Genomic DNA, 25,450 nt, shown 5'->3' on the forward strand with positions numbered 1-25,450 from the left:
TTGCGGGTGTCAGATGAAGGCCTTGCGCAGCTGCTGCGAGAGCAGGTCGGTGAGGGTCACGCAGGCGATGATCACCAGCATCACCGCGCAGGTCTGCTGGAACTGGAAGCCGCGGATGCTCTCCCACAGGATCACGCCGATGCCGCCGGCGCCGACCATGCCGACCACCGTGGCCGAGCGCACGTTGGACTCGAAACGATAGAGCGAGTAGGAGATCCACAGCGGCAGTACCTGGGGGATGACGCCATAGACGATCTCCTCGAGCGGGTTGGCGCCGGTGGCGCGCACCCCCTCGACCGGGCGTGGGTCGATCGCCTCGACGGCCTCGGAGAAGAGCTTGGCGAGTACCCCGGTGGTATGGACGAACAGCGCCAGCACGCCGGCGAAGGGTCCCAACCCCACCGCGACGACGAACAGCATCGCGAACACCATCTCGTTGATCGCGCGGGTGGCGTCCATCAATCGGCGCACCGGCTGGTGGACCCAGACCGGGGTCAGGTTCTCGGCGCTGAGCAGCCCGAAGGGGATCGAGAGCAGGATCGAGAGCACCGTGCCCCAGAGGGCGATGTGCAGCGTCACCAGCATCTCCTCGAGGTAGTAGCCGATGTCGCTGAAGTCTGGCGGGAAGAAGTCGGCGGCGAACTCGAGCATGCTGCCGCCCTCGCGGATCAGTAGCAGCGGGTCGATCTCCGCGCCCTCCCAACCCCACCCCAGCAGCAGGAAGAGGACGGCCCAGCCGAGTGCTGCCAGCCAGTTGAACGGCTTGCGCGCAACGGGCGTGTTGGTTGCTGTCGATTGGATCATGGTGCGCTCTTGATGACGGAAGGGAGGCGGGCGACCCGTGGCCGCCGCGCCGGTTTCAGTGGGGGGCCGCCTCGAGCGCCTCGATGCGCTGCTCGAGTGCGGCGAGCCGGGCATCGAGCGCGCGGCGGCGCTCGGCCTTGGCGGCCGCGGAGAGTCGGGTGTCGGCCTCGAGTCGGAGACGCTCCGCAAACAGCGTGAGCTGGCGTATCGGCAACAACTGCGCGTTGCTGGAGGGACGGAAGGGTGCCCACTGCAGGTCGGTGAGCACCGCCTGTTCGTGCGGGTCACCGGTGGTGCCGTAGGTCATGAAGAACGCACGGATCCGTTGCTTGGCCGACTCGGGCAGGTTCTTGCGCCAGACGATCGGGTCGGCCGGGATCAGCGGCGAGCGCCAGATCACCTTCACCTGGTCGTACTTGTCCGGAAAGGTCTCGCGGATCCGGGCGATGGTCTCGGTGTTGTTGGTGGCGACATCGAGCTGACCATTGGCGACGGCGAGGAAGTTGGCCTCGTGGCTGGCGTTGGTCATACGCTTGAAGACCTGCTTCGCGTCGACACCGTTGCGGGCGAAGACGTAGTAGCTCGGCACCAGATAACCGGAGGTGGAGTTGGGGTCGCCATTGCCGAAGCTCAGGGTCTCGGCATGGGCGAGCACGTCCTCGACTGAGTTGAGCCGGTCGTCGTCGGCCGCGGCGATCAGTACGCTCCAGTACCCGGGGTTGCCTGAGGCATCGACGGTCTGGGCGAAGACCTCGCCGCCGGCGCGGTCGACCGCCTCCATCGCCGCCTTGTTGCCGTACCAGGCGACATCGACTTTGTCGAAGCGCATCGCCTGGACGATGCCGGCGTAATCGGAGGCGAAGAAGGGTTCGACCTCGATGCCGAGCTGCGCGGACATGTCGGTGAGGAAGGGCTCCCAGACGGTCTTGAGGTTCTGTGACGACTCGGTGGAGATGATGCCGAAGCTGAGGGTCTCCAGCGGCTCGGCCTGACTGGCCGGGGCGCCGAGCAGCAGGGTGCCGAGGGCCAGCCCCGCGGTCAGTGATGACAGGGTGTTCATGGGCGTTGGGTCCGTGTGCGCGTCAAACCGGGTTGAGCTCGAGGCCACTGGCCTGACGGGGGCGTGAGGGGATCAATGGTCGCTCGGCGGTCTCGTGGGCGGTGCCGTAGAGGGTGGCGAGGGTGGTGTCGTCGAGGGCGCTGATGGGACCGTTGAAGAAGACCTCGCCATCACGCAGGGCGATGGCGCGTCGACAGTACTGGCGGGCGTAGTCGACCTGGTGCAGGGTGACGATGACGGTGATGCCGCGCTCGCGGTTGATCCGCTGCAAGGTCTCCATCACCAGCCGCGAGGACTCGGGATCGAGTGAGGCGATGGGCTCATCGGCGAGGATGACCTCGGCCTGCTGCATCAACGCCCGGGCGATGGCGACACGCTGTTGCTGGCCACCGGAGAGCGTCGAGGCGCGTTTCATGGCGTGCTCGCGCAACCCGACCAGTTCCAGCGCCTCGAGCGCCAGACGGCGCTCGGCATCGGTGAACCAGCCCGGCAGGCTGCGCCACACTGGCACGCGACCGAGTGCCCCGATCAGCACATTGGTCTGGACGCTGAGCCGGTTGATTAGGTTGAACTGCTGGAAGACGTGGCCGATGCGGGCGCGGGTGCGACGGATGTCGCTGGCGGCACGGCCGTGTTGCTGCACCTTGCGCCCCAGGACCTCGACCAGCGAGGCAGGGCCGCGGTCGGCCAGGGTCAGCCCCGAGAGGTGACGCATCAGCGTCGATTTACCGGAACCGGACGAGCCGATCAGGGCCAACATCTCACCCTGCTCGACCTCGACGGAGATACCCTTGAGCACCGGCGCCCCGGTGAAGCTCTTCTGCAGTGCGTTGACCTTGATGGCTGACATGCGACAGTCCTGTCCTGGTGTGACCTGCCGCAAGCTTAGGGAGACGGGGTTACATCAGGGTTGTCTAGACATGTCGGTTCATTGAAGGTTTGTTGACGGTCGTGTTGCTAGATTTTAGCCAACAGCCGCCAGCCGCTAGCTTTCAGTCGCCAGTTGCCAGCTTTTAGCCATCGGCCGTCGACCGTCAGCGACCTGTGGGGGGCGGTACTCGACGGCCCCGTATCGCTCATTCGGTTCTGGGGGCTCGTCATCGGTGGCCGAGGGCGCGGACCTGTGCCATCGATGACCTGTTGGCTGTCTACTGGGGGCTGTTAGCTGTTAGCTGTTAGCTGTTAGCTGTTAGCTGTTAGCTGTTAGCTGTTAGCTGTTAGCTGTTAGCTGTTAGCTGGCGACTGGCGACTGGCGACTGGCGACTGGCGACTGGCGACTGGCGACTGGGAGGAGAGCAACGCCCTCGGTCGCTCACTCGATGTTCTGGATCTGCTCGCGCATCTGCTCGATCAGCACCTTCATGTCGACCACGGTGCGGGTGATGGTGACGTCGGAGGACTTGGAGCCGATGGTGTTGGTCTCGCGGTTGAGCTCCTGCATCAGGAAGTCGAGGCGTCGGCCGATCGGTTCGTCGCGTTCGAGCACGCTGCGCACCTCGGCGATGTGGGCGGTGAGACGATCCATCTCCTCGTCGACGTCGAGTTTGGTGGCGACGAGCACGATCTCCTGTTCGAGCCTGCCCTCGTCGAGCTCCTCGCGCAGCTCGGTGAGGCGTTCGGTGAGGCGGGCGCGGGTCTCGGCGATGACCTCGGGCATGCGCTCGCGCACCTGCTCGACACAGACCTCAAGCCGGTCGCAGCGCTCGCGGATCAGCTGTGCCAGGCGCGCGCCCTCGCGCTCGCGGGTGGTGACCAGGCTGTCGAGGGCCTGATCGAGCAGCGCCATCGCGGCGGCGCCGACCTGATCGAGGTCGCGCTCCTGTTCATGGATCACGCCGGGCCAGCGCAGCAGTTCGAAGGGGGTGGGACGGGTATCGCGGCCACTGAGCGCGGCCAGGGCGTCGCCGGCGGCGAGCAACTGCTCGACCAGTGGGCGGTTGAGTTCGAGTGCGACCGGCGTGCCGGCGCCGGGGTTGAAGCGCAGCGCGCAGTCGACCTTGCCGCGGTGCAACCGTTCGCCGAGTCGTGCGCGGATGCGGGTGTCGAGGCCGCGCAGCTCCTCGGGCAGGCGCAGTAGCGGCTCGAGATAGCGGTGGTTGACGGTCTTGAGCTCCCAGGTGAGTTCGCCCAGTGCGCTCTGGCTGGATTCTCGGGCGAAGGCGGTCATGCTCTTGATCATGTGGATGGGGCTCTCGATGTGGCTGGGCTGCTCGATGGCGCTCAGTATAAGACGCGTGTCAGGGGCTTTCGAGTCGCGTCCGGTCGAGTGCCGCTGGTGCGTATACTTGTCCCAGGTGCGTCCCCTTCGGAAGATACGATGAGGGGGCCGGCATGGTGCATGCGAATTTCAGTTGAGTGGCAGATACGCAGCAATGGCCTTGGCGCGAAAAAGCCTTTCCTCGGGCACCCTGGTGGGTGCCTATCAGCTCGCCGAGGTCATCGGCAAGGGTGGTTTCAGCCTGATCTATCTGGCGCACGACCTCGACAGCGGTGCCGAGGTGGTGATCAAGGAATACATGCCGAAGAAGCTCGCCCGGCGTCAGCGCGACGGCCGGGTGGTGCCGATGGCCGCCGAGCAGGCGCTGGCGCTGCACCACGGTCGGCGGCTGTTCTTCCAGGAGGTGCAGGCGTTGGCCTCGCTGCAGCACCCGAGCATCGTCCGGGTGCTCGATTTCTTTCTCGCCAACGACACCGGTTATCTGGTCATGCCCAACGAGCGCGGGCGCAACCTCTCGGCCTATCTGCAGCAGCGCCGCGGCGGCCTCAGCACCACCTTTCTGCTGGATGTCTTCGTGCCGGTGCTCGATGCCCTGGCGCTGATGCATGCACACGCGATGGTCCATCTCGACGTCAAGCCCGGTAACATCCATCTGCGTCACGGCAACCAACCGTTGCTGCTCGATCTCGGCGCGGTGCACCCGCTCAACCGTGAGCGCGCCCGTGGCAGCCAGGTGGTCACCGCCGGTTATTCGCCGGTCGAGCAGTACTTCAGTCGCGCCGAACTCGGTCCCTGGACCGATGTCTATGCCGTCGGCGCCACCATTCGCGCGTGCATGGAGCGCACCACCCCGCCGCCAGCGCTCGAGCGCAACAAGCAAGATACCCTGGTGCCGGCCTGCGAGGCGCTCGCCGGGCGCTATCCGCGTTTTTTGCTCGAGGCGGTCGATTGGGCGATGCAGATGGAGGCGGCGCGCCGCCCGCACGATGCCAGCGCGCTACTGGCGTGGCTGCGCCCGCAGCTCGAACGTCATCGGGCGGAGCTGGCCGAGGCCGGTGGCGATAGCCGTCTGGTCAGTGCGGAGGCGCATTGACGCCCCTGGGGGTGGCGGTCGAAGATGACCGGCCCATCAATAGAGAGCCAGACCCCATGCGACCATCCCAACGCCGTCCCGATCAGCTGCGCCCACTGCGTTTCACCCGTGGCTTCACCAAGCACGCCGAGGGGTCGGTGTTGGTGGAGTGTGGCGAGACCCGCGTGCTCTGCACCGCCAGCGTCGAGGCCCGGGTACCGCCCTTCCTGCGTGGTCAGGGCAAGGGCTGGGTGACCGCCGAGTACGGCATGCTGCCGCGCGCCACCGGCGAGCGCAGTCCCCGCGAGGCGGCGCGCGGCAAGCAGGGCGGGCGTACCCTCGAGATCCAGCGTCTGATCGGGCGCGCGCTGCGCGCGGCGATCGATCTCGACGCCCTCGGCGAGCGCACCATCACCCTCGACTGCGACGTCCTCCAGGCCGACGGCGGTACCCGCACCGCGGCGATCTCCGGCGCCTGGGTGGCGCTGCGCGAGGCCGTCGACGGTCTGCTCGCCAGTGGCGCGCTCGGCGCCGATCCGTTGCACACCCAGGTCGCGGCGGTCTCGGTCGGGGTGTTCGAGGGCCAGCCGGTGCTCGACCTCGACTATGCCGAGGACAGCAAGGCCGAGACCGACATGAATCTGGTGATGGACGCCGACGGGCGCTTCATCGAGATCCAGGGCACCGCCGAGGGCGTGCCCTTCGCCCGCAGCGAACTCGACGCCTTGCTGGCGCTGGGCGAGGCCGGTATCCGTGAGATCCAGGCCGCGCAGCGCGCGGTGCTGGCCGACTGATCACCGCTCAATCCACCTGCCGATGGACCCTGCCATGAACCCAAACGCACCCGAGACCCGGATCGTGCTGGCGAGCAACAATGCCGGTAAGGTCCGCGAGATCAACCAGTTGCTCGCCGCCAGCGGGCTGCAGGTCGAGCCGCAGCGCGACCACGCCATCCCCGAGGTCGAGGAGACCGGGCTGACCTTTGTCGAGAACGCCATCCTCAAGGCGCGCAACGCCGCGCGCCACAGTGGGCTGCCGGCAATCGCCGACGACTCCGGGATCGAGGTCGATGCCCTCCAGGGCGCGCCCGGGATCCGCTCGGCGCGCTATGCCGGTGAGGACGCGAGCGATGCCGAGAACCTTGCTCAACTGCTGCGTGCGCTCGCCGGGGTCGCCCCCGAGGCGCGCGGCGCGCGCTTCCAGTGCGTGCTGGTCTATCTGCGTCATGCCGAGGATCCGACCCCGGTGATCTGTCAGGGCACCTGGGAGGGCCGGGTGCTGGAGACCCCGCGCGGCACCAACGGCTTCGGCTACGACCCGGTGTTCTTCGTCCCCGAGACCGGCTGCAGTGCCGCCGAGCTCGACGCCGAGACCAAGAACCGGCTCAGTCATCGCGGCCAGGCGCTGCGCTTGCTGCAGGCGCGGCTGGCGCCGCCGCGCGCCTGAGCCTCCAACCGATACGCGATCGATCATGACCCAAGAGACCATCGACGCGCGGCTGCAGCAGGTGCAGTCGCGGATTCAGGCCGCCGCCGCGCGCGCCGGGCGCGACCCGGCGACAATCACACTGCTGGCGGTGAGCAAGAAGCAGCCGTTGGCGGCTATCGCCGCCGCCCATGGCGCCGGTCAGCGCGCCTTCGGCGAGAGCTATGTGCAGGAGGCGCTCGACAAGATCAGCGCACTCGAGGCCCCCGGCATCGAGTGGCACTTCATCGGTCGGGTGCAGTCGAACAAGACGCGCCAGATCGCTGCTCACTTCGATTGGGTGCACGGGCTGTGCAGCCCGGATCACGCCCGTCGGCTCAACGACCAGCGCCCTGCGGGCGCTGCGCCGCTCAATGTCTGCCTCCAGGTCAACCTCGCCGGCGAGGCGAGCAAGGCCGGGCTCGTACCCGAGCAGGTCGCCGAGCTGCTGGCGCTGTGCCAGACCCTGCCGGCGCTGCGCGTGCGCGGGCTGATGACGCTGCCGCCGCCGGCCGAGGACGAGGCCGTGCAGCGCGCGCCCTTCCGCGCGCTGCGCCAGCTGCGCGACGCGTTGGCCACCCCGGCCACTCCACTGGAGTGTCTGTCAATGGGGATGTCGGGCGATCTCGAGGCGGCGATCCTCGAGGGCTCGACCCTGGTGCGGGTCGGTACCGCGGTGTTCGGCCCGCGTCCCTATAATTGAGCTTTGGCATGGCACCCGCGGGGTGTCTGCCGCATGGTTTCCATTCGTTTCCGGGGTTGACATGACGACAGCCAGCATTGCCTTCATCGGTGGCGGCAACATGGCCACCAGCCTGATCGCCGGCCTGATCGCCGACGGCTACGATGCCGCCGCGATCCGGGTCGCCGAGCCCGATGCCCAGCGTCGCGGTGAGCTGCAGACGCGCTTCGGGGTGCGTCCCTTTGCCGATAACCACGCCGCACTGGACGGGGTCGAGATCATTGCCCTGTGCGTCAAGCCGCAGATCGCCGCTGCGGTCTGTCGTGGCTTGGCCCCGGCGCTCGCCGGCCGCCGGGTGCTGGTGATCTCGGTGATGGCCGGGGTGCGTGAGGGGACGCTGCAGCGTTGGCTCGGCGCGCCGCTACCGGTGGTACGGGCGATGCCCAACACCCCGGCGATGGTGCAGACTGGCGCGATCGGGTTGCACGCCAGTGCTGAGGTCGACGCCACCGGGCGCAACCATGCCGAGACCATCCTGCGCGCCGCCGGGCTGACCCGCTGGGTCGAGAGCGAGGCGCAGATCGATGCCGTTACCGCCGTCTCCGGTAGTGGTCCGGCCTACTTCCTGCGTTTCATGGAGGCGCTCGAGGAGGCCGGTGTCGCCCTCGGACTGGATGCCGAGACGGCGCGTCTGTTGACCGTGCAGACCGCGCTCGGCGCGGCCAAGATGGCGATGGAGAGTGAGGAGACCCCGGCGCGGCTGCGCGAGCGGGTGACCTCGCCCGGCGGTACCACGGCACGGGCGCTGGCGGTGTTCGACGGCGCTGACCTGCACGACCTGGTAGCGCGTGCCGCGCGTGCCGCGCGGGATCGTGCCGCCGAGATCTCGGCCGAACTCGAGGCGCAGTCATGAGTTCGTCCTATCTGCTCAATCCCGTCGTCTTCCTGATCCAGACCCTGTTCGGACTCTATGCCGCGGTGGTGGCCATCCGTTTTCTGCTGCAGTGGGTGCGCGCCGACTTCTACAACCCGATCTCGCAGTTCGTGGTCAAGGTCACCACCCCGGTGCTGCGCCCGTTGCGCAAGCTGGTGCCCGGCTACGGCGGGCTCGATCTCGCCTCGCTGCTGCTGGTGTGGTTGCTGCTCGCCGTCGAGTCGTTGTTGCTGATGCTGTTGCTCGGGGTCGAGCGCTCGCCCTTCGCGGTGCTCGGCTGGGCCGTGCCCGGGGTGTTGGAGCTGTTCTTCGACATCTTCTTCTTCGCCGTGCTGGCGCGGGTGATCCTCAGTTGGGTCAACCCCGATCCCTTCAATCCGGCCGTGGCGCTACTCGTGCGCCTGACCGATCCGATCATGCGCCCAGCGCAGCGGTTGATTCGGCCGATCGGTGGCATCGATCTGTCGCCGATGCTGGTACTGATCGGGTTGGTGCTGCTGGAGATGTTGTTGGTGCCGCCGCTCAATTTCCTCGTCGGCAACCCCTTCTGAGGCGGCTATGAGCTGGTACCGCTGGAACGGAGAGGATCTGGAGCTGTCGCTGCGGGTGCAGGTGCGTGCCCCGCGTGACGCCTTTGTCGGCCCCGATCCCGGTGGCGAGTACTACCGGGTGCGGATCAAGGCCCCGCCGGTCGATGGCAAGGGCAATCAGGCGCTGCGTCGGTTCGTCGCCGACGCCTTCGGGGTGGCACCCTCGCGGGTCACCCTGATCGGGGGCGAGCATGCTCGCTACAAGCGGCTGCGTATCGAGGCGCCGCCGCAGCTGCCGCTGCCCGTCGAGCGTCCCTGAAGCCGCGAGTCTTTCGCTCAATGTGTTCAACAGGAGATTGCGTCATGTTCAGACTTCGAGCCTTGCTGCTCCCGCTCGGCGTGGCACTGAGCCTCAGCGCCCCGGTCGGCGCCGAGACCACCACCAGTGCCGATGGCTACCACATCCACTACAACGCCATCCCCACCGCGACGCTCAATCCCGAGATCGCCAGCGAGTTCGACATCCTGCGCAGCAAGCGTCGCGGCATGCTCAACGTCGGCGTGCGCGGCCCGAGCGAACAGGGGATGGGTGCGCCGACACGCGCGCGCATCGAGGTCGAGGCCCTGACCCCGCCCTCGACCGAGACCACGCGCGTGCCGATGCGCGAGATCACCATCCCCGAGCGCGGCACCGTGCACTATGTCGGCGAGTTCCCGATCGAGGAGGAGCAGCTGATGGTGTTCCGTATCGCGGTGACCCCGGAGGGCAGCGATCAGACCACCGAGGTCGAGCTCGAACAGCAGTTCTTCACCGAGGATTGACCCCGCCGCGCGTGCTCAGCGCAGCACCACCAGCTGCCCGAGCGCGTGCACCCCGAAGCCCATCACTACGACCCCGGCGAGTCGGCGCACCCAGACGCGCTCGCCGAGCCGGGCCGCGGCGCCGGCGAGCAGCCCGAGCCCGACCAGGGTTGGCAGGGTGCCGGCGCCGAAGGCGAGCATCACCAGTGCGCCGCGTCCGGCATCGGCGCTCGCCAGGGCATTGATCAACATGCTGTAGACCAGCCCGCAGGGCAGCCAGGCCCAGATCAACCCGATCAGCGCCGCGCGCGGCAGGGTGCGTATCGGCAACAGCGCGCGCCCGAGCGGCTCGAGCCGGCGCCACAGCACCAGTCCCAGCCGTTCGGCGGGGGCGAGCGCCCGCCACCAGCCGCCGAGATAGAGCCCGAGCAGGATCATCACCACCCCGGCGAGGCCATAGAGCGCGCGCTGCACCGCCAGCAGCGGACCGAGCTCGACCAGCAGTGCCCCTAGCGCGCCGACCAGCGCCCCGGCCAGGGCATAACCGGCGATGCGCGCGAGATTGTAGGCGAGCAGGAAGGGCAGCAGGCGCAGTGGTCGGGTGCGGGTCGTGGGATCGAGCCCGAGGGTGAGGGTGCCGGCCACGCCGCCGCACATCCCCAGGCAGTGCACGCCGCCGAGCAGGCCGACGAGGAAGGCGGTGGGATAGAGTCCCAGTGGGGCCTGTTCGAGCATTGATCTCCTCCCCGCAGGGCATCGCCCCTGCTCAAATGTGCCGCTGAGCGTTTATCCTATTGCTGTTGCGACACCACGTGTCGAGGCGCAATCGCCGCATCGACCGTTGATCCATCCACCCGACGTTTTCTTTCAGGACGCCCCCATGATGCAAGACTACCAGCGTGACCTTCTGGACTTCGCGACCTCGATCGGTGCGCTCAGGTTTGGCGAGTTCACGCTGAAATCCGGCCGTCAGAGCCCCTATTTCTTCAATGCCGGTCTGTTCGACAGCGGGGTGCGTCTGGCGCGGTTGGGCAAGGCCTTTGCCCAGCGCATCGTCGATGCCGGGGTCGAGTTCGATGTGCTCTACGGCCCCGCCTACAAGGGCATTCCGCTGGCGGCGACCACCGCCATCGCGCTCGCCACCGAGCACGATCGTGACCAGCCCTATGCCTTCAACCGCAAGGAGGCCAAGGACCATGGTGAGGGCGGCACCATCGTCGGCAGTCCGCTACGTGGCCGAGTGCTGATCATCGACGATGTCATCACCGCCGGGACCTCGGTGCGCGAGTCGGTCGAGATCATCCGCGCCGCCGGCGCCGAACCCGCAGGGGTGGTGATCGCGCTCGATCGCCAGGAGCGTGGGCGCGATGCCCGCTCGGCGGTGCAGGAGGTCGAGGAGACCTATGCCATGCCGGTCTACAGTGTGGTCACCCTCGGCGACCTCATCGCCTTCCTCGGTGAACGTCCCGAGGCCACCGAGATGGCCGCCGCGGTACGTGACTATCGCGCCCGTTACGGCGCCTGATCATTTCCCATTCCGGGTGCCATGGAGGGCGGGGCAGTATGCGCTGCCCGGCCCGGTGGTTCTATCCGTGCCCGAGGATTGACGTGACCTGTGAGGGCGCGCCGGGCCGCCACCAGATCGTCCGGAGGCCCAACGATGTCGAAGCGATTCTCGCCCCTTCGTCACCTCTACTGGCTGTCTGTGCCGTTGCTGCTGGGGTGTTGCTACGCCCAGGCTGGCGACGGCCGTCTCTATCGTTGGGTCGATGAGGCGGGCAATGTCCACTATGGCGATTTCCTGCCCGCCGACTCGGTCGAACAGGGACATGCCGAACTCGACGCTCGCGGCGTCGAGCGCGAGCGGGTGCCGCCGGTCCCGAGCGAGCAGGAGCGCGCTGCGGCGCGGTCGCAGGCGCAGGCGCGCGCGCGCGATCAGCGCATCCTGGCCACTTACCGCAGCGTTGAGGACGTGCGCATGGCCAGGGACGGGCGGCTGACCGGGATCGACGCCCGTATCCAGGTCTTGCGCGATGGTATCCGTCACCAACGCGACCGGCTCGAGGGGCTCGCTGACCGACTCGCCGGGCAGGATCGGGACCAACTTGATGTCGCTCGGGCGCTGGAGGCGGAGGTGATCGAGGTCGAGGGGCAGATCCTCGACGACTATCGTCGGATCGTCGGGCTCGAACACGACAAGGACGCCGTGCGTCGTCAGTTCGCCGCCGTGGAGGCGCGGTTGCGTGAGCTGCGGGGGTTGGGTGAGATCCCGGACCAAGCGCCGTCGGCGCCGCCGCACCGCGTCACCTGCCGCGATCTGGTCGGCTGTGGCCGCGATTGGGAGCGTGCGCGTGCCTATCTGCAGGCGCGTTTCGGCACGCCCGAGCTGCATCAGAGCATCGATCTGCTGATGGCCCGGGCACGCGACGAGCGTGAGGTGCGGGTGCTCACCCTGGCGCGGTTGAGTGGGCTCGAGGAGGGCACGGTGCTCTATCTCGACTTGCAGTGCAAGAACCGTCTGACCGGTGCCGATACCTGCATCGACACCGCCGCCAAGGCGGCGGTGCGCGGCTTCCGCGCTGCGCTGCGCTGAGCCTCAGCGGCTGCGGATCAGGGTGCCGACGCCCTCGTCGGTGAACAGATCGAGCATCACCGCGTGCTCGATGCGTCCGTCGATGATGTGCGCCGAGCGTACCCCGGAGTGGACCGCGTCGAGCGCGCAGCGGATCTTCGGCAGCATCCCCCCGGTGATCACCTCCTCGTCGATCAGCGTCTGCACCCGGGCTGCATCGATCTCGTTGACCAGGTGTCCCTCGCTGTCGAGCAGCCCCGGGGTGTTGGTCAGCAGTAGCAGCTTCTCGGCCTCGAGCACCTCGGCCATCTTGCCGGCGACCAGGTCGGCGTTGATGTTGTAGGCGCGGCCGTCCTCGCCGACCCCGATCGGTGCGATCACCGGGATGAAGTCGCTCTTGACCAGCATGTGCAGGACGTGGGGGGCGATGCTCTCGACCTCGCCGACATGGCCGAGGTCGATGATCTCGGAGGCCTTGAGCTCGGGCGCGCTACCGTGCAGCACCAGCTTGCGGGCGCGGATCAGGTCGCCGTCCTTGCCGGTGAGACCGACGGCATGGCCGCCGTGCTGGTTGATGAAGTTGACGATCTCTTTGTTGACCAGTCCGCCGAGGACCATCTCGACCACGTCCATGGTCTCGGCGTCGGTCACCCGCATCCCCTGCACGAACTTGGTGGCCTTGCCCAGGCGCTTGAGCAGCGAGCCGATCTGCGGGCCGCCGCCGTGGACGATCACCGGGTTGATGCCGACGAGCTTCATCAGCACCACGTCGCGGGCAAAGCCCTGCTTGAGGCGCTCGTCGACCATGGCGTTGCCGCCGTACTTGATCACCATGGTCTTGTCCTGGAAGCGGCGGATATAGGGCAGCGATTCGTTGAGGACGTGGGCGATGGTATGGGCGCGTTCGTTTGCGAGTGTCATCTGTGTGGTGTCCGGGTCTATCGGTGCGTCGGCGCGCCGGGCGGCGCGGGCTGGACGCGGGTGGGGCGTGTGGAGACGATCGGCGCGTCTCCGGGCGCAGTGGCGCCGGGACGCTCCTGGAGACCGATGGGGTGGCGTTCCCGGCGTGGCGCGGCGCCGCGCCGGCGGGTCGCCGGCGCGCGCTCTGGCGCTCGATTCAGTGTCTGCCGGTGTGGCCGAAGCCGCCCTCGCCACGGCTGGTGGCGTCGAACGCATCGACCACCCGCAGCTCGGCCTGCAGTACCGGCACCAGCACCAACTGAGCGATGCGCTCGCCAGGTTCGATGCGGAAGGGGGCCGTGCCACGGTTCCAGCAGGAGACCATCAGCGGCCCCTGATAGTCGGAGTCGATCAACCCGACCAGATTGCCGAGGACGATGCCGTGACGATGACCGAGCCCGGAGCGCGGCAGGATCATCCCGGCGACACCGGGCTCGGCGATGTGGATCGCCATGCCGGTGGGCAGCAACTCGGCGTCGCCGGGGGCGAGTTCGATTGGGGCCTCGAGCATGGCGCGCAGGTCGAGCCCGGCCGAGCCGGCAGTGGCGTATTGCGGCAATGGATAGTCACGCCCGAGTCGGGGGTCGAGCAGCTTGACGTCAAGACGATGGTGCATGGTGTTCGAGATAGCGTTCGGCGATAAGCTCGGCCAACGCCCGCGCGAGTCGGGGTTTGGCCATCATGGGCAGGTCGCGCTGGCCATCGGGCCAGAGCACGGTAAGCGCGTTCTCCTCGCGCTCGAAGCCGCCACGCGGACCGCCGACACGATTAGCGGCGATCATGTCCAGGCCCTTGTCGACGAGCTTGCCACGGGCATAGTGCTCGACGCGCTCGGTCTCGGCGGCGAAACCGACGGTGAAGGGGGCGGGGCGGCGTGCGGCGACCTCGGCGAGGATGTCGGGATTGCGTTCGAGACGGATCTCGAGCGCGGCCCGTTCCTTCTTGATCTTGGTCTCGGCCGGATCGACCGGGCGATAGTCGGCGACCGCGGCGGTGCCGACGAACAGCTCACAGGCGTCGGCACGGGCGAGCACCTCGGCGTGCATCTGCAGCGCGGTCTCGACCTGTACCACCTGCTCGAGCGGTGGTGGTGTCAGCGCGGTGGGGCCGCTGACCAGGGTCACCCGGGCGCCGAGCGCGGTGAGCGCCTCGGCCAGCGCATAACCCATGCGCCCGGAGCTGCGGTTGCCGAGATAGCGCACCGGGTCGAGCGGCTCGCGGGTGGGGCCGGCGGTGAGCAGTACCCGGACCCCGTCGAGCGGTCGTGCCGGGTGCAGCGCGGCGGCAATCTCGGCCGGTTCGAGCATCCGCCCCGGGCCCTCGTCGCCGCACGCCTGGACGCCGACGCCGGGGCCGATCACCTGGACGCCGCGCGCGCGCAACCGCGCCAGGTTGTCCTGGGTGGCCGGGTGGCGCCACATCTGTTGGTTCATCGCCGGGGCGAGCGCCAGCGGTGCCGGGCTGGCCAGCACCAGGGTTGTGAGCAGGTCGTCGGCGATGCCGGCGGCCAGTCGCGCCATCAGGTCGGCGGTGGCCGGTGCGATGAGGATCTGGTCGGCCCAGCGGGCGAGTTCGATGTGGCCCATCCCGGCCTCGGCGCCCGAGTCGAGCATCTCGACCCGGGCCGGGCGCCCGGAGACGGCTTGGAAGGTCAGCGGACCGACGAAGGCGGTGGCCGCCCGGGTCATCACCACCTGTACCTCGCAGCCCTGCTCGCTGAGGCGACGGACCAGCTCGACCGACTTGTAGGCGGCAATACCGCCCCCGACCCCGAGCAGGATGCGGGATCCCGCGCTTGGTTGAGTCGACAAATCGTGTATCCTTGGTGTTCGAATCCGACCAGTTTAACGCAGATCGCCGGGTGCCATCGCGGGCCATGGGCCAGCGGCACCCGGCGGGAGACGGCGCCGATGCCGATCCGCGACTGGCCGCGCGCCGAGCGCCCGCGCGAGAAGCTGCTGGCGCACGGCGCGCAGGCGCTCACCGACGCCGAGCTGTTGGCGATCTTCCTGCGCACCGGGGTGACCGGCAAGAGCGCGGTCGATCTGGCACGCGAGCTGCTCGCCGACTACGGCGGGCTGCCCGGCCTGCTCGCCGCCGATCAGCGTCGCTTCTGCGCCGGCAAGGGGCTGGGTGCGGCCAAGTACGCGCAGCTCCAGGCGGTGCTCGAACTCAGCCGCCGCTATCTGTTCAGCCGCATCGGCGGCGAGGACGCACTCAGCGACGTGCAGTGCACCCGTGACTATCTCAAGCTGCGTCTCTACGGCTCGCCGCACGAGATCTTCGCCTGTCTCTTCCTCGACACCCGCAACCGGGTGATCCGCTACGAGGAGCTGTTCCGCGGCACCGTCGACGGCGCCAGCGTGCACCCGCGCGAGGTGGTGCGGCGGGTGCTCGAGACCAACGCCGCGGCGGTGATCTTCGCCCACAACCACCCCTCCGGGGTCGCCGAGCCGAGCCAGGCCGATCTACGCATCACCGAGCGGTTGCGCGCCGCCCTGGCGCTGATCGACGTGCGCGTGCTCGACCACTTCGTCATCGGCGCCGGCGAGGGCGTCTCCTTCGCCGAGCGCGGTCTGCTCTGAGTCCGGTCGCGGCCGGTCGCTCGGCCAGCCCGGTTCGGGCAGCTCGCCCTCGGTCATGATCGGGCGCATGGCGTGGAGCATGTTGGCGAACAGCCCCTGGTGCTCGCGCTCCTCGCGTGCCAACAGGGTCTTCATGTAGGCGCGCTGCGAGGGCATGGTGAAACAGGCCGGGCAACTATCGGGCACCACCGGCAGCCCGGCGTGGGCGGCGAAGTCGGCGGTCTGGCGTTCGCGACAGTAGGCCAGCGGGCGGATCACCCGCAGGTCGCCCTCCTGGTTGCGATAGTGCGCCTTCATGGTGCGCAGTTGGCCGCCGTGGAATAGCGACATCATCAGGCTCTCGGCGAGGTCGTCGAGGTGCTGGCCGAGGGCGAGCACGTTGTAGCCGTGCTCGCGACAGAGGCGGTACATGATGCCGCGCTTCATCCGCGAGCAGTAGGCGCAGAAGGAGTCGCCATCCATGTGCGTCTTGGCCTGCTCCATCAGCGGCTGTTGCTCGTAGTGCCAGGGCACGCCGAGGCGGGTGTAGTAGTCCTTGAGCGGCTGCGGGTCGAAGCCCGGCACCTCGGGGTCGACGGTGAGCGCGGCGAGCTCGAAGCGCACCGGGGCATAGGTGCGCAGATGGGCGAGGACGTGGAGCAGCGACAGCGAGTCCTTGCCGCCGGAGACGCCGAGCAGGATGCGGTCGCCGTCGCCGATCATACGGAAGTCGGCGATGGCGCGGCCGACCTGACGCAGCAGGGACTTCGGGGGTTTGACGAGGTGCGCGGTGGTTGAACTCATGAATGGTGTCGTCAGGCGATGCGCGCGCGTGGCGCGTGCGAATGGGTGAATCTGTGCACCTCGACCGTCCAGGCCGAGGCGCGTGCCTCGAGGATCAGGCAGGAGGGGCCGCCGTGGGTCCGGGTACGTCCCGCGGCCCCGGGATTGAGCACCCAGGGCGCGGCGTCGGTGTCAACGACCAGCCGGTGGCTGTGACCGTACACCAGGACCCGGGCCTCGGGAAAGCGCCGGCGCAGCCAGCCGTGGCGATCGCGGGCCGGGGTCTGGTGACCGTGGATCACCACCAGGGTGCCGCCGGGCAGGGGGTAGGCGCGCCACTCCGGCAGGTGCTGGAGCAGCTCGCGGTCGGCGCTCGGCCACTGGCGGGGCGAGTCGTTGTTGCCGTAGACGGCGAGCACCCGTCCCTGACGGGGTTGTAGGCGCGCGAGTATGGCGGCGTTACCGATGTCGCCGGCGTGCACCGCGAGGTCGCAGTCGACGATCAGCTGCTCAATGCGTCCATCGAGACTGCCGTGGGTATCGGCGAGCAGGGCCACGCGCAGCGCGGGTTCGGGTTGTGGGGCGGGGGTTGGCATGATCTCGGTCCATGAACGGCGCGTGGCGAAGGCATCCGTCGCCAAGGCCGTCGGGTGGTGCGGGTGCGATGCCGGATCACGCCGTGCGTGCGGTCGCGAGTGTCCGCATGCCCGGGGCCTGGGTGGCGCTGGCGGGGCGTTTGCTGGACGGCCCGCCGGGGATGATCGCGACAGTCTACTGACAATCCTCAATGTGAGGGTGACCGGGGCACATCGACAAGACCCTGGTGTCTGACACAATCAGTCCACACGCTAGGTGTCAGTGAGTCCCTACTCGTCGTGAGGAGTGCTCGACATGTCCAGCTCCACCCAGGCCCGATCCACCAAGCCTCAACTGTTGGTCCGCAATGCGCGCATCGCCGATATCCCTGCCATCCGCGCCCTGGTTGCCAAGGTCTACCAGGGCACCGGCATGGGGACCTACTCGGCGGCGATGCTGCGCGGCCAGATCAACAACTTCGCCGAGGGGCAGTTCGTCGCCGAGTACCAGGGTGAGGTCGTTGGCTACTGCGCCACCTTCCTGATCAGCGGCCAGTTCGCGCTCAAGCCCCATACCTGGGCCGAGATCAGCGGCGGCGGCTATGCCTCGCGGCACGACCCCGACGGCGATTATCTCTATGGCATGGAGGTCTGCGTCGATCCCGACTATCGCGGGCTGCGCATCGGTCAGCGTCTCTACGACGCGCGCAAGAAGCTGGCGCGCGCCTGGGACGCCAAGGGGATCGTCTTCGGGGGCCGGCTGCCGACCCTGGCGCGGCGGGTGCGTCGCTTCGACGGTCCCGAGCACTATCTCGAGGAGGCCAGGGCCAGCCGTCAGCGCGACCCGGTGCTCGCCTTCCAGATGCGCAACGGCTTCGAGGTGCTCGGGCTGCTGCCGGACTATCTCAAGGAGGACAAGGAGTCGCTCGGCTACGCGGTGCATCTGCTGTGGCGCAATCCCAATGCCCCCGACGAGCAGGAGGAGCGTCGCGCCAAGCGCTATGGGGCGCGGTTGCCCGACACCGTGCGGGTGGCCACGGTGCAGTACATGCAGCGCCGGGTAGAGTCGTTCGACGCCTTCCTCGATCTGGTGCGCTACTTCGTCGACGTCACCGCCGACTATCGCGCCGACTTCGTGGTCTTCCCCGAGCTGTTCTCGCTACAGCTGCTATCGATGGAGGGCCAGGAGCTGTCGCCGGCCGAGTCGATCGAGGCGCTCACCAAGTACACTACGCCGCTCAAAGAGGCGCTCAGCGAGATGGCGGTGCGCTACAACATCAACATCATCGGCGGCTCACACCCGACGCGGATGGCCAATGGCCGGGTCGAGAACATCTGCTACGTCTGTCTGCGCGGCGGTGAGGTCCACGAGCAGCCGAAGATCCATCCGACCCCCAACGAGGTCTACTGGTGGAACATCGAGGGCGGTGACTCGCTCAACGCGATCAACACTGACTGTGGCCCCATCGGGGTGCTGATCTGCTACGACGCGGAGTTCCCCGAGCTCGGCCGCCATCTCGTCGACCAGGGGGCCAACATCATCTTCGTGCCCTTCTGCACCGACGAGCGTCAGTCCTATCTGCGGGTGCGCTACTGCTGTCAGGCGCGGGCGGTGGAGAACCAGTGCTATGTCGCCCTCTCGGGCAACGTCGGCAACCTGCCGAACGTGCACAACATGGACATCCAGTACGCCCAGAGCTGCATCCTCACCCCCTGTGACTTCCCCTTCGCCCGCGATGGCATCGCCGCCGACACCACGCCCAACGTCGAGACCGTAGCCTTCGCCGACCTGCGTCTCGAGGCGCTGCGCGCGGCGCGCAACTCGGGCACGGTGCAGAACCTGAAGGATCGGCGTCACGATCTCTACACCACGGTGTGGCGCGAGCGCTGAGGGGCGGGTCGTGCTGGGGCCGAAACGATGCGCCCCCGGGCCGGGTGTCGGCACCGGGGGCGTTGCGGGCTCAAGGTCCCGCGCGGTGGGTGATCACTTCAGCTCGACGCGGCGGCGCTCGGCGCGCTCGGTCTTCGGCAGGTGGACCTCGAGGACGCCGTCCTCGAAGGTCGCCTCGACCCGCTCGGTGGCGACCTCATCGGGCAACCGGATGCTGCGGGTGAAGCTGCCGCGGGCGATCTCGGTGTGGCAGTAGGTGCCGTGCTCTTCGCGGGCCTCGTGCGCCCGTTCGCCCCGGATGGTGAGCAGCCGTCCGCTGAGTTCGATCTCCAGGTCCTTGCGGGCCACGCCAGGCACCTCGGCGCGGACCAGGATCTCGTCGTCGCGGTCGATCACGTCCATCCGCGGTACCACCGCCGTCGCCTTGGTCTCGGTGCCCCAGCCCGGCCACAGCCCTGTGAACGGACGCTGCAGCCAGCCCTGTCGCATCATCTGCTCGAAGGCGCGATCCATCTCGTCGAACAGTGTCGGCGCGCGCTGCGTGCTGGTCTCGGTGGGCATCTTCGTCTTGGTCTTCATGGCACTCCCCTCCTCCCTCGCATCAGCTCGGGGTTCCTGCTTCAAGCATAGCCTGTCAGCGGCCGTTTTCAATCCCGACCATTTTGTTTTTATTTCTTTTATAACATGCGCTTATGGTGATTCTTTTGGCGTCTTGCAGGTCGCGAGATCGGCCGCCAGCCGACGGCTTGCGCCGTAGTCGACCTTGCCGCTGCCGAGCCTGGGGATGCGCTCGACCTGATGGATCTCGGCGGGCATCTCCAGCGGCGTCATCCCCGCCGTGCGCAGCTGACCGCGCAGTTGGTCGAGTTCGAGCACGGCGCTGACCAGCAGCACGATGCGCTCGCCCTTGCGCGGGTCGGGCAGGGTGGTGGCCACCAGGTCGAGTTCGGGGCAGGCGAGCGCGGCCTTGACTTGCTGCTCGACATGACCGAGCCCGATCATCTCGCCGCCGATCTTGGCAAAGCGCGAGTAGCGCTCGACGATGGTGAGGAAGCCGTCGGCGTCGACCCGGCCCTTGTCGCCGGTGCGGTACCAGCGCATGCCGTCGAGGGTGATCACCGCCGCGGCGGTGCGTTCGGGATCGTCGAGATAGCCCTTCATCACCTGCACCCCGCCGATCAGGATCAGCCCCTCCTCGCCGGGGGGTAGGGTGCGCAGGTCCTCGGGGTCGACGATGCGGAAGCTGGTGCCCGGCAACGGCATGCCGACGCTGCCCGGGCGCGAGCCGATCTGCACCTTCCAGGTGGCGGTCTCGAGCGCGTCGGGGACGTTGACGCTGGCCACCGGGGTGGTCTCGGTGGCCCCATAGCCCTCGTAGATCGGCTTGTTGAAGCGCAGCAGGAAGGCCTTGCGCACCTCCGGGTCGAGTCGCTCGGCGCCGGCGACCACCACCCGCAGCGACTGCAGCATCAGCGGGTGCACCCGCGGGTGGCGCAGATACAGCCGCAGGAAGCTCGAGGTGCTGCACAGCACGGTGGCGCGATAGCGGGCGATGGCGCGGGCGTTGGCGAGCGCGTCAGTGGGGTCGGGGTGACAGACCACGGGGATGCCCTCGAGCAGCGGCAGGAAGGTGGTGACCGTCAGCCCGAAGGCGTGAAAGGGCGGCAGGTTGGCGAGGATCAGGTCGTCGCGCTCGGTGTTGAGCACGTCGGCGATCTGGCGCACGTTGGCGAGGATGTTGCGATGGGTCAGCTCGACCCCTTTGGGCAGGCCCTCGCTGCCGCTGGAAAACAGGATCGCCGCGGTCTCGTCGGCATCGAGCCGGGCGCCGAGCGCGCGCAGCAGCCAGCGCGGCGGCAGCAGCCGGGCGAGGACGATCAGCAGCAGTGGCCGTACCCGACCGATCCGCCCGCGCAGGTCCTCCAGCGCCACCGCCTCGACCCCGTCGAGTGCCGCGTCGAGATCGATGCCACGCTGCGCGAGCCGCGCGCGAAAGCGCCTCGAGGTCAGCACCACGCCGCAGTCGGCGCGGGCGATCGACTGGCGCAGCACCTCGGGCCCGGTGGTGTAGTTGAGGTTGACCACCGTCTTGCCGGCGAGCAGCGCGGCGAGGTTGGCGAGCGCGGCGCCGACGCTCGCCGGCAGCAGGATGCCGATCCGCGGCCCGGGGCAGTGGGCGCGGATCTCGAGGGCGAAGGCGAGCGCCGCGCCGGCGAGCCGGGGCTGACCCAGACTGGTGCCCTCGGCATCGGCCAGGCAGACCCGCGCCGGGGTGCGCCGATTGGCCTCCAGCCAGGCCTCGGGCAGGCTTGGCAGCTGCTCGACATGGCGCTGCCAGGAACTCACCGAGAGTTCGAACACCGCCTGCTTGACCTGCTCGGCGCTGCTCTCGCGCGTCATCGGCGCGCCGAAGGCGACCACCAGGTCGCGGGTGCGCCCGACCCGGCGGTTGGCCTTGAGCTGGTCGCTGGCGTGCGAGAAGCGGCTGCCCCAAAGCCCGCGCAGATAGAAGGGCACGATCACCGCGCCGGTGGCGGCGCTGGCGGCACGCTCGAAGCCGCGTTTGAAGGCCGAGAGCTGACCGTTCTTGCTCAGCGTGCCCTCGGGGAACAGACAGACCACCTCGCCGGCCTCGAGCAGCTGGGTCACCCGCGCGGTGGCCTCGCGGCTGGCGCCGCCCGAGATCGGGATCACCCCGAAGAAGTCGAGCAGGTGGCGCAGATACCAACGCTCGTAGAGCCCGCGCTCCATGACGAAGCGCACCGGGCGCGGCGCGGCCATCTGCACCACCGCCCAGTCGATCCAGCTGACATGGTTGCCGAGCAGCAGCACACCGCCGAGCGGCGGCAGCTGCTCGACCCCGATCACCGCCAGGCGGTAGCGGGTGGCGAGCAGTCGACCGGCGACGAAGCGGGCGAGCGACTGCGGCAGGTGATAGAGGGTGTAGCCGGCGCCGAGCAGGGCGGTCAGCGCCAGCACCCCGAGCAGCGCGCCGGGGGCGACGCCGAGCGCGAGCGCGGCGGCCACTGCCAGCGTACCGCCGAGCACCCCGGCGCGCGAGAGCGCCTGGGCGCACCCCAGGGCGCTGCCGTGGCTGGCGGTGACATGGAACTGGATCAGCGCCTGCAGCGGCACCAGGAAGAGGGCGCCGGCGAGCCCGAAGGCGGCAAGGGCGAGCACCTGGGCGCCGCCGGAAAGCCCGGGCAGCAGCAGTAGCGAGACGGCGACGCCGATGACGCCGAAGGAGGCGAGCGCGCTCTCGATGTGATCGCGCGAGAGCCGCGCGGCGAGCAGTGCGCCGAGCACGAGGCCGACGAGCCCGGCGGTCAGCGGCCACAGCAGGGGCAGTGGACGCTCGTCGAGCGCGGCGGGGAGGCCGAACAGCAGCCCGGCGGCGATCGCCCAGAACAGGGTGAGGCCGATCAGCGAGCGCCAGATCACCGGGTTGGCGCGCAACGCCCGAATCTCGGCGAATAGGGGCTGGACCCGCGGCGGCGCCGGCGTCGGTTCGGGCACGCGCGCCAGGGCGCGGGTCAGCGCGAGCTGGGCGAGTGCGGCCAGCGCCAGCGGGACGAGCGCGGGGAGCAGCTGGCGCAGTCGTGTCGCCAGGTCCGCGCCCGTGGGGGTGACGAGCAGCAACGACCAGCCGGCGAGCAGCCCCAGCCCGAGCGCGCCGAGCAACTGGGCGTTGGCCACCCCCAGCCGATGCTTGCCGGTGAGCCCCTGGAGGCGTGCCACCACCGCCGGGGCGAAGAGGGCGAGCTGGGCGCCGAGCAGCAGCGCCGCGAGCCAGGGCGTGCCCGGCCAGCCGAGCCATTGCAGTCCGGCGAGTCCCGCGACCAGCAGCGCCTGGGTCCAGGCGGCCAGCCGCAGCAGCGGGGTGGCGCCGTGGCGGTCGATCCGGCCACCGATCGCATGGGCGAGCAGCGCCGGGGGCGCGAGCAGCAGTGCCCACACCAGGGGCTCGGCGAGCGGCGCGGTGGCGGCGGGTGACAGCGCGCGGTGCAGCAGCGCCAGCACGCCGCCGGCGACGAGACCGTTGAGTGCGACCAGCGCCTGCAGCTGGGTGGTGGCGGTGGGCCGTGGCGACTGATCCATGGTGCGATCCTCGCGTACCGAGTCGGGTGGGAGGCGGTGACCTTCCACCCGAGTCTAGGCAGGCGGATGCGCGCGCGCCATGGCGCGGCCCGGTCAGTCGTCCTCGGGGATCTCGGCCTCGAGCGCGACCTGGCGACCGACGGCACCGAGCAGCTGGATGATGAAGAACAGCCCGCGCCTGACCTCGGGGTCGTTGAGCTGGCGCGAGAGCTGCCACAGGGTCGGCGGTTCGCTGTCGGCGGCGGTGGCCGAGGCGCTGCGCAGCGCGTTGCCGGCCGACCAACCGGCCCACACCACCTCCTCGAAGGCCTTGGCGAGCTTCTGGGTGAGCTGGTCGTCGGCCATGTCGATGAAGTCGGAGGTGGCCGAGAGCAGGTCGACGACATTGTGCAGGCGCCGCCCCTGCAGCAGTGGGGTCAGGTGTTCGGCGAGGTCGCGCAGCCCCTCGGCGGTGTCGGGGTCGGCGAGCACCGCTGCGGCGTCCTGGGGTTTGGTGGCGGTCAGCATGATCGGGTCCTCCTCTCCACTACACCAGACCGCGTGCCGTGGCCCAGTAGACGCCACGGTTGAAGGTCTTGCGCATCAGCCCGCCGACCTTGGTCGGGGGGGTCGGTTGGACGTCCTGGTCGTAGTCGTACCAGAGCGGCATTCCGGCCTCGAGCCCCATCTGCGCGATCGCCTGGACGCGACCGTCGTAGACCGCCGGGGTGGCGCCCTGGCGCAGGTCGAAGGCGATGTTGTCGATGATCACCGGCGACTGGTTGTGACAGGAGCCGCCAGCCTTGGAGATCGGCAGGTCGACGGTGTCGCCCATGCAGTAGACGTTGGGATGGCCCTTGAGCTGCAGGCTGCGACGGTTGGTCGGCAGCCAGCCCTCGTCCTCGGCGGCCTCGGAGACGCCGGAGTTGATCACCGCGTCGACGGCGCGGATCGGCGGGGTCGACATCAAGATGTCGAAGTCCTCGCTGTCGCCCTCGGTGGAGTGGGCGACGCGGGCATCGGGGTCGACGCGCTCGAGGGTGAAGCCGCGTTTGAAGTGGATGTCGCGGTCGCTGAAGATCTGCGGCAGGACCTCGCAGGTCTGCTTCTGCATGAACAGACAGTTGCGCAACAGCTGCGAGACGGTGGGGTAGGTGTAGAGGATCTCGACGCGGTCGCGCACGCCGCGTCGGCGCAGCAGCTCGTCGACCATCAGCGTGGTCTCGATCGGCGCGATCCCGCACTGGTGGGGGACGTCCGGGGTCTTGGGGAAGGTGACGGTGATGAAGATGCGCCCGCGCTCGATGGTGCGCAGCTTCTGCGCCAGGCGCCGGGCCGGCTCGAACTGGTAGAAGTGGTCACCGGCCTCGGCCAGCCCCTCGATGCGCTCGGGCGCAGGCAGGCAGCCGGTGGAGACGACCAGATAATCGTAGTCGTAGTGGGCGCCGCTGCGGGTGTGCAGACGGCTGGCGGAGAACTCGAAGGCCTCCACCTCGTCGACCACGAAGCGCACCTCGGGGCGCAGCAGGGTGGCCTGTTTGCGGCGTAATTCGGCCTTGTGGTACATGTCGAAGGCGACGTACATGAAGGCCGGCTTGTAGTAGTGCCAGGGTGAGTTGGAGATCAACATCACCTCGACCTGGTTGCGCCGGATCTCGACGCCGAGCTTGGAGACCATGTTGTTGGCGGTCATGGTGCCACCGATGCCGCCACCGACGATGACGATGCGCTTCTTCATCATCCACCCTCGTCTCGTGTTGCGAACCTGAGTCGGACGGGCCGGTGGCCGGGGTGCTCGCCCGGCGCCGCCTCCCGGGCGGTTGCCGATCCCGTGCGCGTCCCGTTCCCGGGCGCGCTTCAGTGCCATGCGGGGCCGCCCGGACGGCTGGTTCGCGAACAGTCGTGGCGGGTTGACTCGGTCCCTCATGGTGTCGTGATCCACGGTACTTGGCCGCCGGGGAAAAGGGAATAACCGAGTTTTCCAATCTGAAAAGGTCCCTGTCATGCCCGTCGATCCATCCCCTTCCGTCCCCGTCGATCCGGTCGACCAGGTTCGCCGGGCGATCATCGAGTGCCTGAACCGCTTCTATGCCATCGAGAGCGGGATGTGGGGCGATCCGCTCTCGAGCCTGATGATCCGTACCGTGATCCAGGCGCGCCTCGAGGGCCGTCCCCACGACATCTCCTCGTTGAGCACCTGTCTCGACCTGAGCCTCGCCACCGTGCACCGCAAGCTCAAGCGCATCGCCGCCGACGGCTATATCGAGATGCGCCGCGAGGGGCGCTCGATCCGGCTCTATCCGACCGAACGGGTGGAGGTGCTGTTCGACACCCGCTTCGACGAGATGATCGAGACCCTGCGCGCGCTCTACGGGCGTGGTGAGGGGAGGGCGTCGGACTGGGGGCCGCCGCGACCGTCCTGTCGCTCTGGCGATTGACGGCGGCGTCGCCCGGGAGGCGAGG

The 25,450-nt window shown here is 68.7% G+C and carries 27 protein-coding genes; 13 read left to right on the forward strand and 14 right to left on the reverse strand.

Annotated features, from left to right (window positions below; translation table 11 throughout):
- Window positions 1-9: 9 nt before the first annotated feature.
- From phnE to HF203_RS07050, 4 genes are all read right to left on the reverse strand, one after another.
- The gene (phnE, locus tag HF203_RS07035) at window positions 10-804 is read right to left on the reverse strand and encodes a phosphonate ABC transporter, permease protein PhnE (protein WP_168668037.1); all 795 of its coding nucleotides are present in this window, start codon (window positions 802-804) and stop codon (window positions 10-12) included.
- 55 nt (window positions 805-859) lie between these two features.
- Window positions 860-1,864, reverse strand: coding sequence for a phosphonate ABC transporter substrate-binding protein (phnD, locus tag HF203_RS07040; RefSeq protein ID WP_168668039.1), 1,005 nt, complete (start codon window positions 1,862-1,864; stop codon window positions 860-862).
- 22 nt (window positions 1,865-1,886) lie between these two features.
- Complete coding sequence (phnC, locus tag HF203_RS07045; RefSeq protein ID WP_168668041.1) at window positions 1,887-2,714, reverse strand: phosphonate ABC transporter ATP-binding protein; 828 nt, start codon at window positions 2,712-2,714, stop codon at window positions 1,887-1,889.
- 462 nt (window positions 2,715-3,176) lie between these two features.
- Window positions 3,177-4,043 (reverse strand): YicC/YloC family endoribonuclease, encoded by an 867-nt coding sequence (locus HF203_RS07050; protein ID WP_168668042.1) that lies wholly within the window; start codon window positions 4,041-4,043, stop codon window positions 3,177-3,179.
- A gap of 193 nt (window positions 4,044-4,236) precedes the next feature.
- Between HF203_RS07050 and HF203_RS07055 the strand changes: the two genes are divergently transcribed.
- From HF203_RS07055 to HF203_RS07090, 8 genes are all read left to right on the forward strand, one after another.
- On the forward strand, window positions 4,237-5,175 hold the full coding sequence (locus HF203_RS07055) for a serine/threonine-protein kinase (protein WP_168668044.1): 939 nt from the start codon (window positions 4,237-4,239) through the stop codon (window positions 5,173-5,175).
- A gap of 56 nt (window positions 5,176-5,231) precedes the next feature.
- The gene (rph, locus tag HF203_RS07060) at window positions 5,232-5,948 is read left to right on the forward strand and encodes a ribonuclease PH (RefSeq protein WP_168668046.1); all 717 of its coding nucleotides are present in this window, start codon (window positions 5,232-5,234) and stop codon (window positions 5,946-5,948) included.
- A 34-nt stretch (window positions 5,949-5,982) separates the two neighbouring features.
- Complete coding sequence (locus HF203_RS07065) at window positions 5,983-6,600, forward strand: XTP/dITP diphosphatase (RefSeq protein ID WP_168668048.1); 618 nt, start codon at window positions 5,983-5,985, stop codon at window positions 6,598-6,600.
- 25 nt (window positions 6,601-6,625) lie between these two features.
- A complete protein-coding gene (locus HF203_RS07070) occupies window positions 6,626-7,321 on the forward strand; it encodes a YggS family pyridoxal phosphate-dependent enzyme (RefSeq protein WP_168668050.1) in 696 nt (231 codons plus the stop codon).
- Window positions 7,322-7,382: 61 nt separating this feature from the next.
- Entirely contained in the window at window positions 7,383-8,213 is an 831-nt protein-coding gene (gene proC, locus HF203_RS07075) for a pyrroline-5-carboxylate reductase (protein ID WP_168668052.1), read from the forward strand.
- Window positions 8,210-8,785 (forward strand): YggT family protein, encoded by a 576-nt coding sequence (locus HF203_RS07080; RefSeq protein WP_168668054.1) that lies wholly within the window; start codon window positions 8,210-8,212, stop codon window positions 8,783-8,785. The genes proC and HF203_RS07080 overlap by 4 nt, the downstream gene beginning before the upstream one ends.
- A gap of 7 nt (window positions 8,786-8,792) precedes the next feature.
- Entirely contained in the window at window positions 8,793-9,083 is a 291-nt protein-coding gene (locus HF203_RS07085) for a DUF167 domain-containing protein (RefSeq protein WP_168668056.1), read from the forward strand.
- A gap of 44 nt (window positions 9,084-9,127) precedes the next feature.
- The gene (locus HF203_RS07090; RefSeq protein WP_168668058.1) at window positions 9,128-9,586 is read left to right on the forward strand and encodes a DUF4426 domain-containing protein; all 459 of its coding nucleotides are present in this window, start codon (window positions 9,128-9,130) and stop codon (window positions 9,584-9,586) included.
- Window positions 9,587-9,601: 15 nt separating this feature from the next.
- Here the strand turns inward: HF203_RS07090 and HF203_RS07095 are convergent, their stop codons facing one another.
- Window positions 9,602-10,300, reverse strand: coding sequence for a sulfite exporter TauE/SafE family protein (locus HF203_RS07095; RefSeq protein ID WP_168668060.1), 699 nt, complete (start codon window positions 10,298-10,300; stop codon window positions 9,602-9,604).
- A 148-nt stretch (window positions 10,301-10,448) separates the two neighbouring features.
- On the opposite strand from HF203_RS07095, the gene pyrE reads away from it, so the two are divergent.
- Both pyrE and HF203_RS07105 read left to right on the forward strand, forming a co-directional pair.
- Window positions 10,449-11,090 (forward strand): orotate phosphoribosyltransferase, encoded by a 642-nt coding sequence (gene pyrE, locus HF203_RS07100; RefSeq protein WP_168668175.1) that lies wholly within the window; start codon window positions 10,449-10,451, stop codon window positions 11,088-11,090.
- Window positions 11,091-11,225: 135 nt separating this feature from the next.
- Window positions 11,226-12,158, forward strand: coding sequence for a DUF4124 domain-containing protein (locus HF203_RS07105; protein WP_168668062.1), 933 nt, complete (start codon window positions 11,226-11,228; stop codon window positions 12,156-12,158).
- Window positions 12,159-12,161: 3 nt separating this feature from the next.
- Here HF203_RS07105 and argB read toward each other — a convergent pair whose 3' ends face one another.
- From argB to coaBC, 3 genes are all read right to left on the reverse strand, one after another.
- Window positions 12,162-13,058 (reverse strand): acetylglutamate kinase, encoded by an 897-nt coding sequence (gene argB / locus HF203_RS07110; RefSeq protein WP_168668064.1) that lies wholly within the window; start codon window positions 13,056-13,058, stop codon window positions 12,162-12,164.
- A gap of 196 nt (window positions 13,059-13,254) precedes the next feature.
- Window positions 13,255-13,713: a dUTP diphosphatase gene (gene dut / locus HF203_RS07115; protein WP_168668066.1), complete on the reverse strand. Its 459-nt coding sequence runs from the start codon at window positions 13,711-13,713 to the stop codon at window positions 13,255-13,257.
- Window positions 13,697-14,908 carry a bifunctional phosphopantothenoylcysteine decarboxylase/phosphopantothenate--cysteine ligase CoaBC gene (gene coaBC / locus HF203_RS07120; protein ID WP_168668068.1) on the reverse strand — a complete coding sequence of 404 codons (1,212 nt, stop codon included), beginning with the start codon at window positions 14,906-14,908 and terminating at the stop codon, window positions 13,697-13,699. Before coaBC ends, dut begins: the two co-directional genes overlap by 17 nt.
- A gap of 99 nt (window positions 14,909-15,007) precedes the next feature.
- On the opposite strand from coaBC, the gene radC reads away from it, so the two are divergent.
- Window positions 15,008-15,682 carry a RadC family protein gene (radC, locus tag HF203_RS07125; protein WP_168668070.1) on the forward strand — a complete coding sequence of 225 codons (675 nt, stop codon included), beginning with the start codon at window positions 15,008-15,010 and terminating at the stop codon, window positions 15,680-15,682.
- Here radC and HF203_RS07130 read toward each other — a convergent pair.
- Complete coding sequence (locus HF203_RS07130) at window positions 15,566-16,465, reverse strand: PP-loop family protein (RefSeq protein ID WP_168668072.1); 900 nt, start codon at window positions 16,463-16,465, stop codon at window positions 15,566-15,568. The genes radC and HF203_RS07130 overlap by 117 nt on opposite strands.
- A gap of 11 nt (window positions 16,466-16,476) precedes the next feature.
- Window positions 16,477-17,040 (reverse strand): metallophosphoesterase family protein, encoded by a 564-nt coding sequence (locus HF203_RS07135; RefSeq protein ID WP_168668074.1) that lies wholly within the window; start codon window positions 17,038-17,040, stop codon window positions 16,477-16,479.
- A 295-nt stretch (window positions 17,041-17,335) separates the two neighbouring features.
- On the opposite strand from HF203_RS07135, the gene HF203_RS07140 reads away from it, so the two are divergent.
- Window positions 17,336-18,910 carry a carbon-nitrogen hydrolase family protein gene (locus tag HF203_RS07140; protein WP_168668076.1) on the forward strand — a complete coding sequence of 525 codons (1,575 nt, stop codon included), beginning with the start codon at window positions 17,336-17,338 and terminating at the stop codon, window positions 18,908-18,910.
- 93 nt (window positions 18,911-19,003) lie between these two features.
- Here HF203_RS07140 and HF203_RS07145 read toward each other — a convergent pair whose 3' ends face one another.
- The 4 genes from HF203_RS07145 to HF203_RS07160 form a co-directional block, all read right to left on the reverse strand.
- Window positions 19,004-19,489 carry an Hsp20/alpha crystallin family protein gene (locus HF203_RS07145; RefSeq protein WP_168668078.1) on the reverse strand — a complete coding sequence of 162 codons (486 nt, stop codon included), beginning with the start codon at window positions 19,487-19,489 and terminating at the stop codon, window positions 19,004-19,006.
- Window positions 19,490-19,600: 111 nt separating this feature from the next.
- On the reverse strand, window positions 19,601-23,008 hold the full coding sequence (locus HF203_RS07150; RefSeq protein WP_168668080.1) for an MFS transporter: 3,408 nt from the start codon (window positions 23,006-23,008) through the stop codon (window positions 19,601-19,603).
- Window positions 23,009-23,101: 93 nt separating this feature from the next.
- Window positions 23,102-23,515: a helical membrane plugin domain-containing protein gene (locus HF203_RS07155; protein ID WP_168668082.1), complete on the reverse strand. Its 414-nt coding sequence runs from the start codon at window positions 23,513-23,515 to the stop codon at window positions 23,102-23,104.
- Between the two features lie 19 nt (window positions 23,516-23,534).
- Window positions 23,535-24,728 (reverse strand): NAD(P)/FAD-dependent oxidoreductase, encoded by a 1,194-nt coding sequence (locus tag HF203_RS07160; protein WP_246221686.1) that lies wholly within the window; start codon window positions 24,726-24,728, stop codon window positions 23,535-23,537.
- Window positions 24,729-24,990: 262 nt separating this feature from the next.
- Between HF203_RS07160 and HF203_RS07165 the strand changes: the two genes are divergently transcribed.
- Entirely contained in the window at window positions 24,991-25,425 is a 435-nt protein-coding gene (locus HF203_RS07165; protein ID WP_168668084.1) for a winged helix-turn-helix domain-containing protein, read from the forward strand.
- Window positions 25,426-25,450 lie beyond the last annotated feature (25 nt).

Origin of the sequence: Marichromatium bheemlicum (genome assembly GCF_012276755.1) — a bacterium.
Classification (GTDB): domain Bacteria; phylum Pseudomonadota; class Gammaproteobacteria; order Chromatiales; family Chromatiaceae; genus Marichromatium; species Marichromatium bheemlicum.

Coding starts and splice junctions, on each gene's coding strand:
- phnE (WP_168668037.1), bottom strand. CDS start 804: ATGATCCAATCGACAGCAACCAACACGCCCGTTGCGCGCAAGCCGTTC.
- phnD (WP_168668039.1), bottom strand. CDS start 1,864: ATGAACACCCTGTCATCACTGACCGCGGGGCTGGCCCTCGGCACCCTG.
- phnC (WP_168668041.1), bottom strand. CDS start 2,714: ATGTCAGCCATCAAGGTCAACGCACTGCAGAAGAGCTTCACCGGGGCG.
- HF203_RS07050 (WP_168668042.1), bottom strand. CDS start 4,043: ATGATCAAGAGCATGACCGCCTTCGCCCGAGAATCCAGCCAGAGCGCA.
- HF203_RS07055 (WP_168668044.1), top strand. CDS start 4,237: ATGGCCTTGGCGCGAAAAAGCCTTTCCTCGGGCACCCTGGTGGGTGCC.
- rph (WP_168668046.1), top strand. CDS start 5,232: ATGCGACCATCCCAACGCCGTCCCGATCAGCTGCGCCCACTGCGTTTC.
- HF203_RS07065 (WP_168668048.1), top strand. CDS start 5,983: ATGAACCCAAACGCACCCGAGACCCGGATCGTGCTGGCGAGCAACAAT.
- HF203_RS07070 (WP_168668050.1), top strand. CDS start 6,626: ATGACCCAAGAGACCATCGACGCGCGGCTGCAGCAGGTGCAGTCGCGG.
- proC (WP_168668052.1), top strand. CDS start 7,383: ATGACGACAGCCAGCATTGCCTTCATCGGTGGCGGCAACATGGCCACC.
- HF203_RS07080 (WP_168668054.1), top strand. CDS start 8,210: ATGAGTTCGTCCTATCTGCTCAATCCCGTCGTCTTCCTGATCCAGACC.
- HF203_RS07085 (WP_168668056.1), top strand. CDS start 8,793: ATGAGCTGGTACCGCTGGAACGGAGAGGATCTGGAGCTGTCGCTGCGG.
- HF203_RS07090 (WP_168668058.1), top strand. CDS start 9,128: ATGTTCAGACTTCGAGCCTTGCTGCTCCCGCTCGGCGTGGCACTGAGC.
- HF203_RS07095 (WP_168668060.1), bottom strand. CDS start 10,300: ATGCTCGAACAGGCCCCACTGGGACTCTATCCCACCGCCTTCCTCGTC.
- pyrE (WP_168668175.1), top strand. CDS start 10,449: ATGCAAGACTACCAGCGTGACCTTCTGGACTTCGCGACCTCGATCGGT.
- HF203_RS07105 (WP_168668062.1), top strand. CDS start 11,226: ATGTCGAAGCGATTCTCGCCCCTTCGTCACCTCTACTGGCTGTCTGTG.
- argB (WP_168668064.1), bottom strand. CDS start 13,058: ATGACACTCGCAAACGAACGCGCCCATACCATCGCCCACGTCCTCAAC.
- dut (WP_168668066.1), bottom strand. CDS start 13,713: ATGCACCATCGTCTTGACGTCAAGCTGCTCGACCCCCGACTCGGGCGT.
- radC (WP_168668070.1), top strand. CDS start 15,008: ATGCCGATCCGCGACTGGCCGCGCGCCGAGCGCCCGCGCGAGAAGCTG.
- HF203_RS07130 (WP_168668072.1), bottom strand. CDS start 16,465: ATGAGTTCAACCACCGCGCACCTCGTCAAACCCCCGAAGTCCCTGCTG.
- HF203_RS07135 (WP_168668074.1), bottom strand. CDS start 17,040: ATGCCAACCCCCGCCCCACAACCCGAACCCGCGCTGCGCGTGGCCCTG.
- HF203_RS07140 (WP_168668076.1), top strand. CDS start 17,336: ATGTCCAGCTCCACCCAGGCCCGATCCACCAAGCCTCAACTGTTGGTC.
- HF203_RS07145 (WP_168668078.1), bottom strand. CDS start 19,489: ATGAAGACCAAGACGAAGATGCCCACCGAGACCAGCACGCAGCGCGCG.
- HF203_RS07150 (WP_168668080.1), bottom strand. CDS start 23,008: ATGGATCAGTCGCCACGGCCCACCGCCACCACCCAGCTGCAGGCGCTG.
- HF203_RS07155 (WP_168668082.1), bottom strand. CDS start 23,515: ATGCTGACCGCCACCAAACCCCAGGACGCCGCAGCGGTGCTCGCCGAC.
- HF203_RS07160 (WP_246221686.1), bottom strand. CDS start 24,728: ATGATGAAGAAGCGCATCGTCATCGTCGGTGGCGGCATCGGTGGCACC.
- HF203_RS07165 (WP_168668084.1), top strand. CDS start 24,991: ATGCCCGTCGATCCATCCCCTTCCGTCCCCGTCGATCCGGTCGACCAG.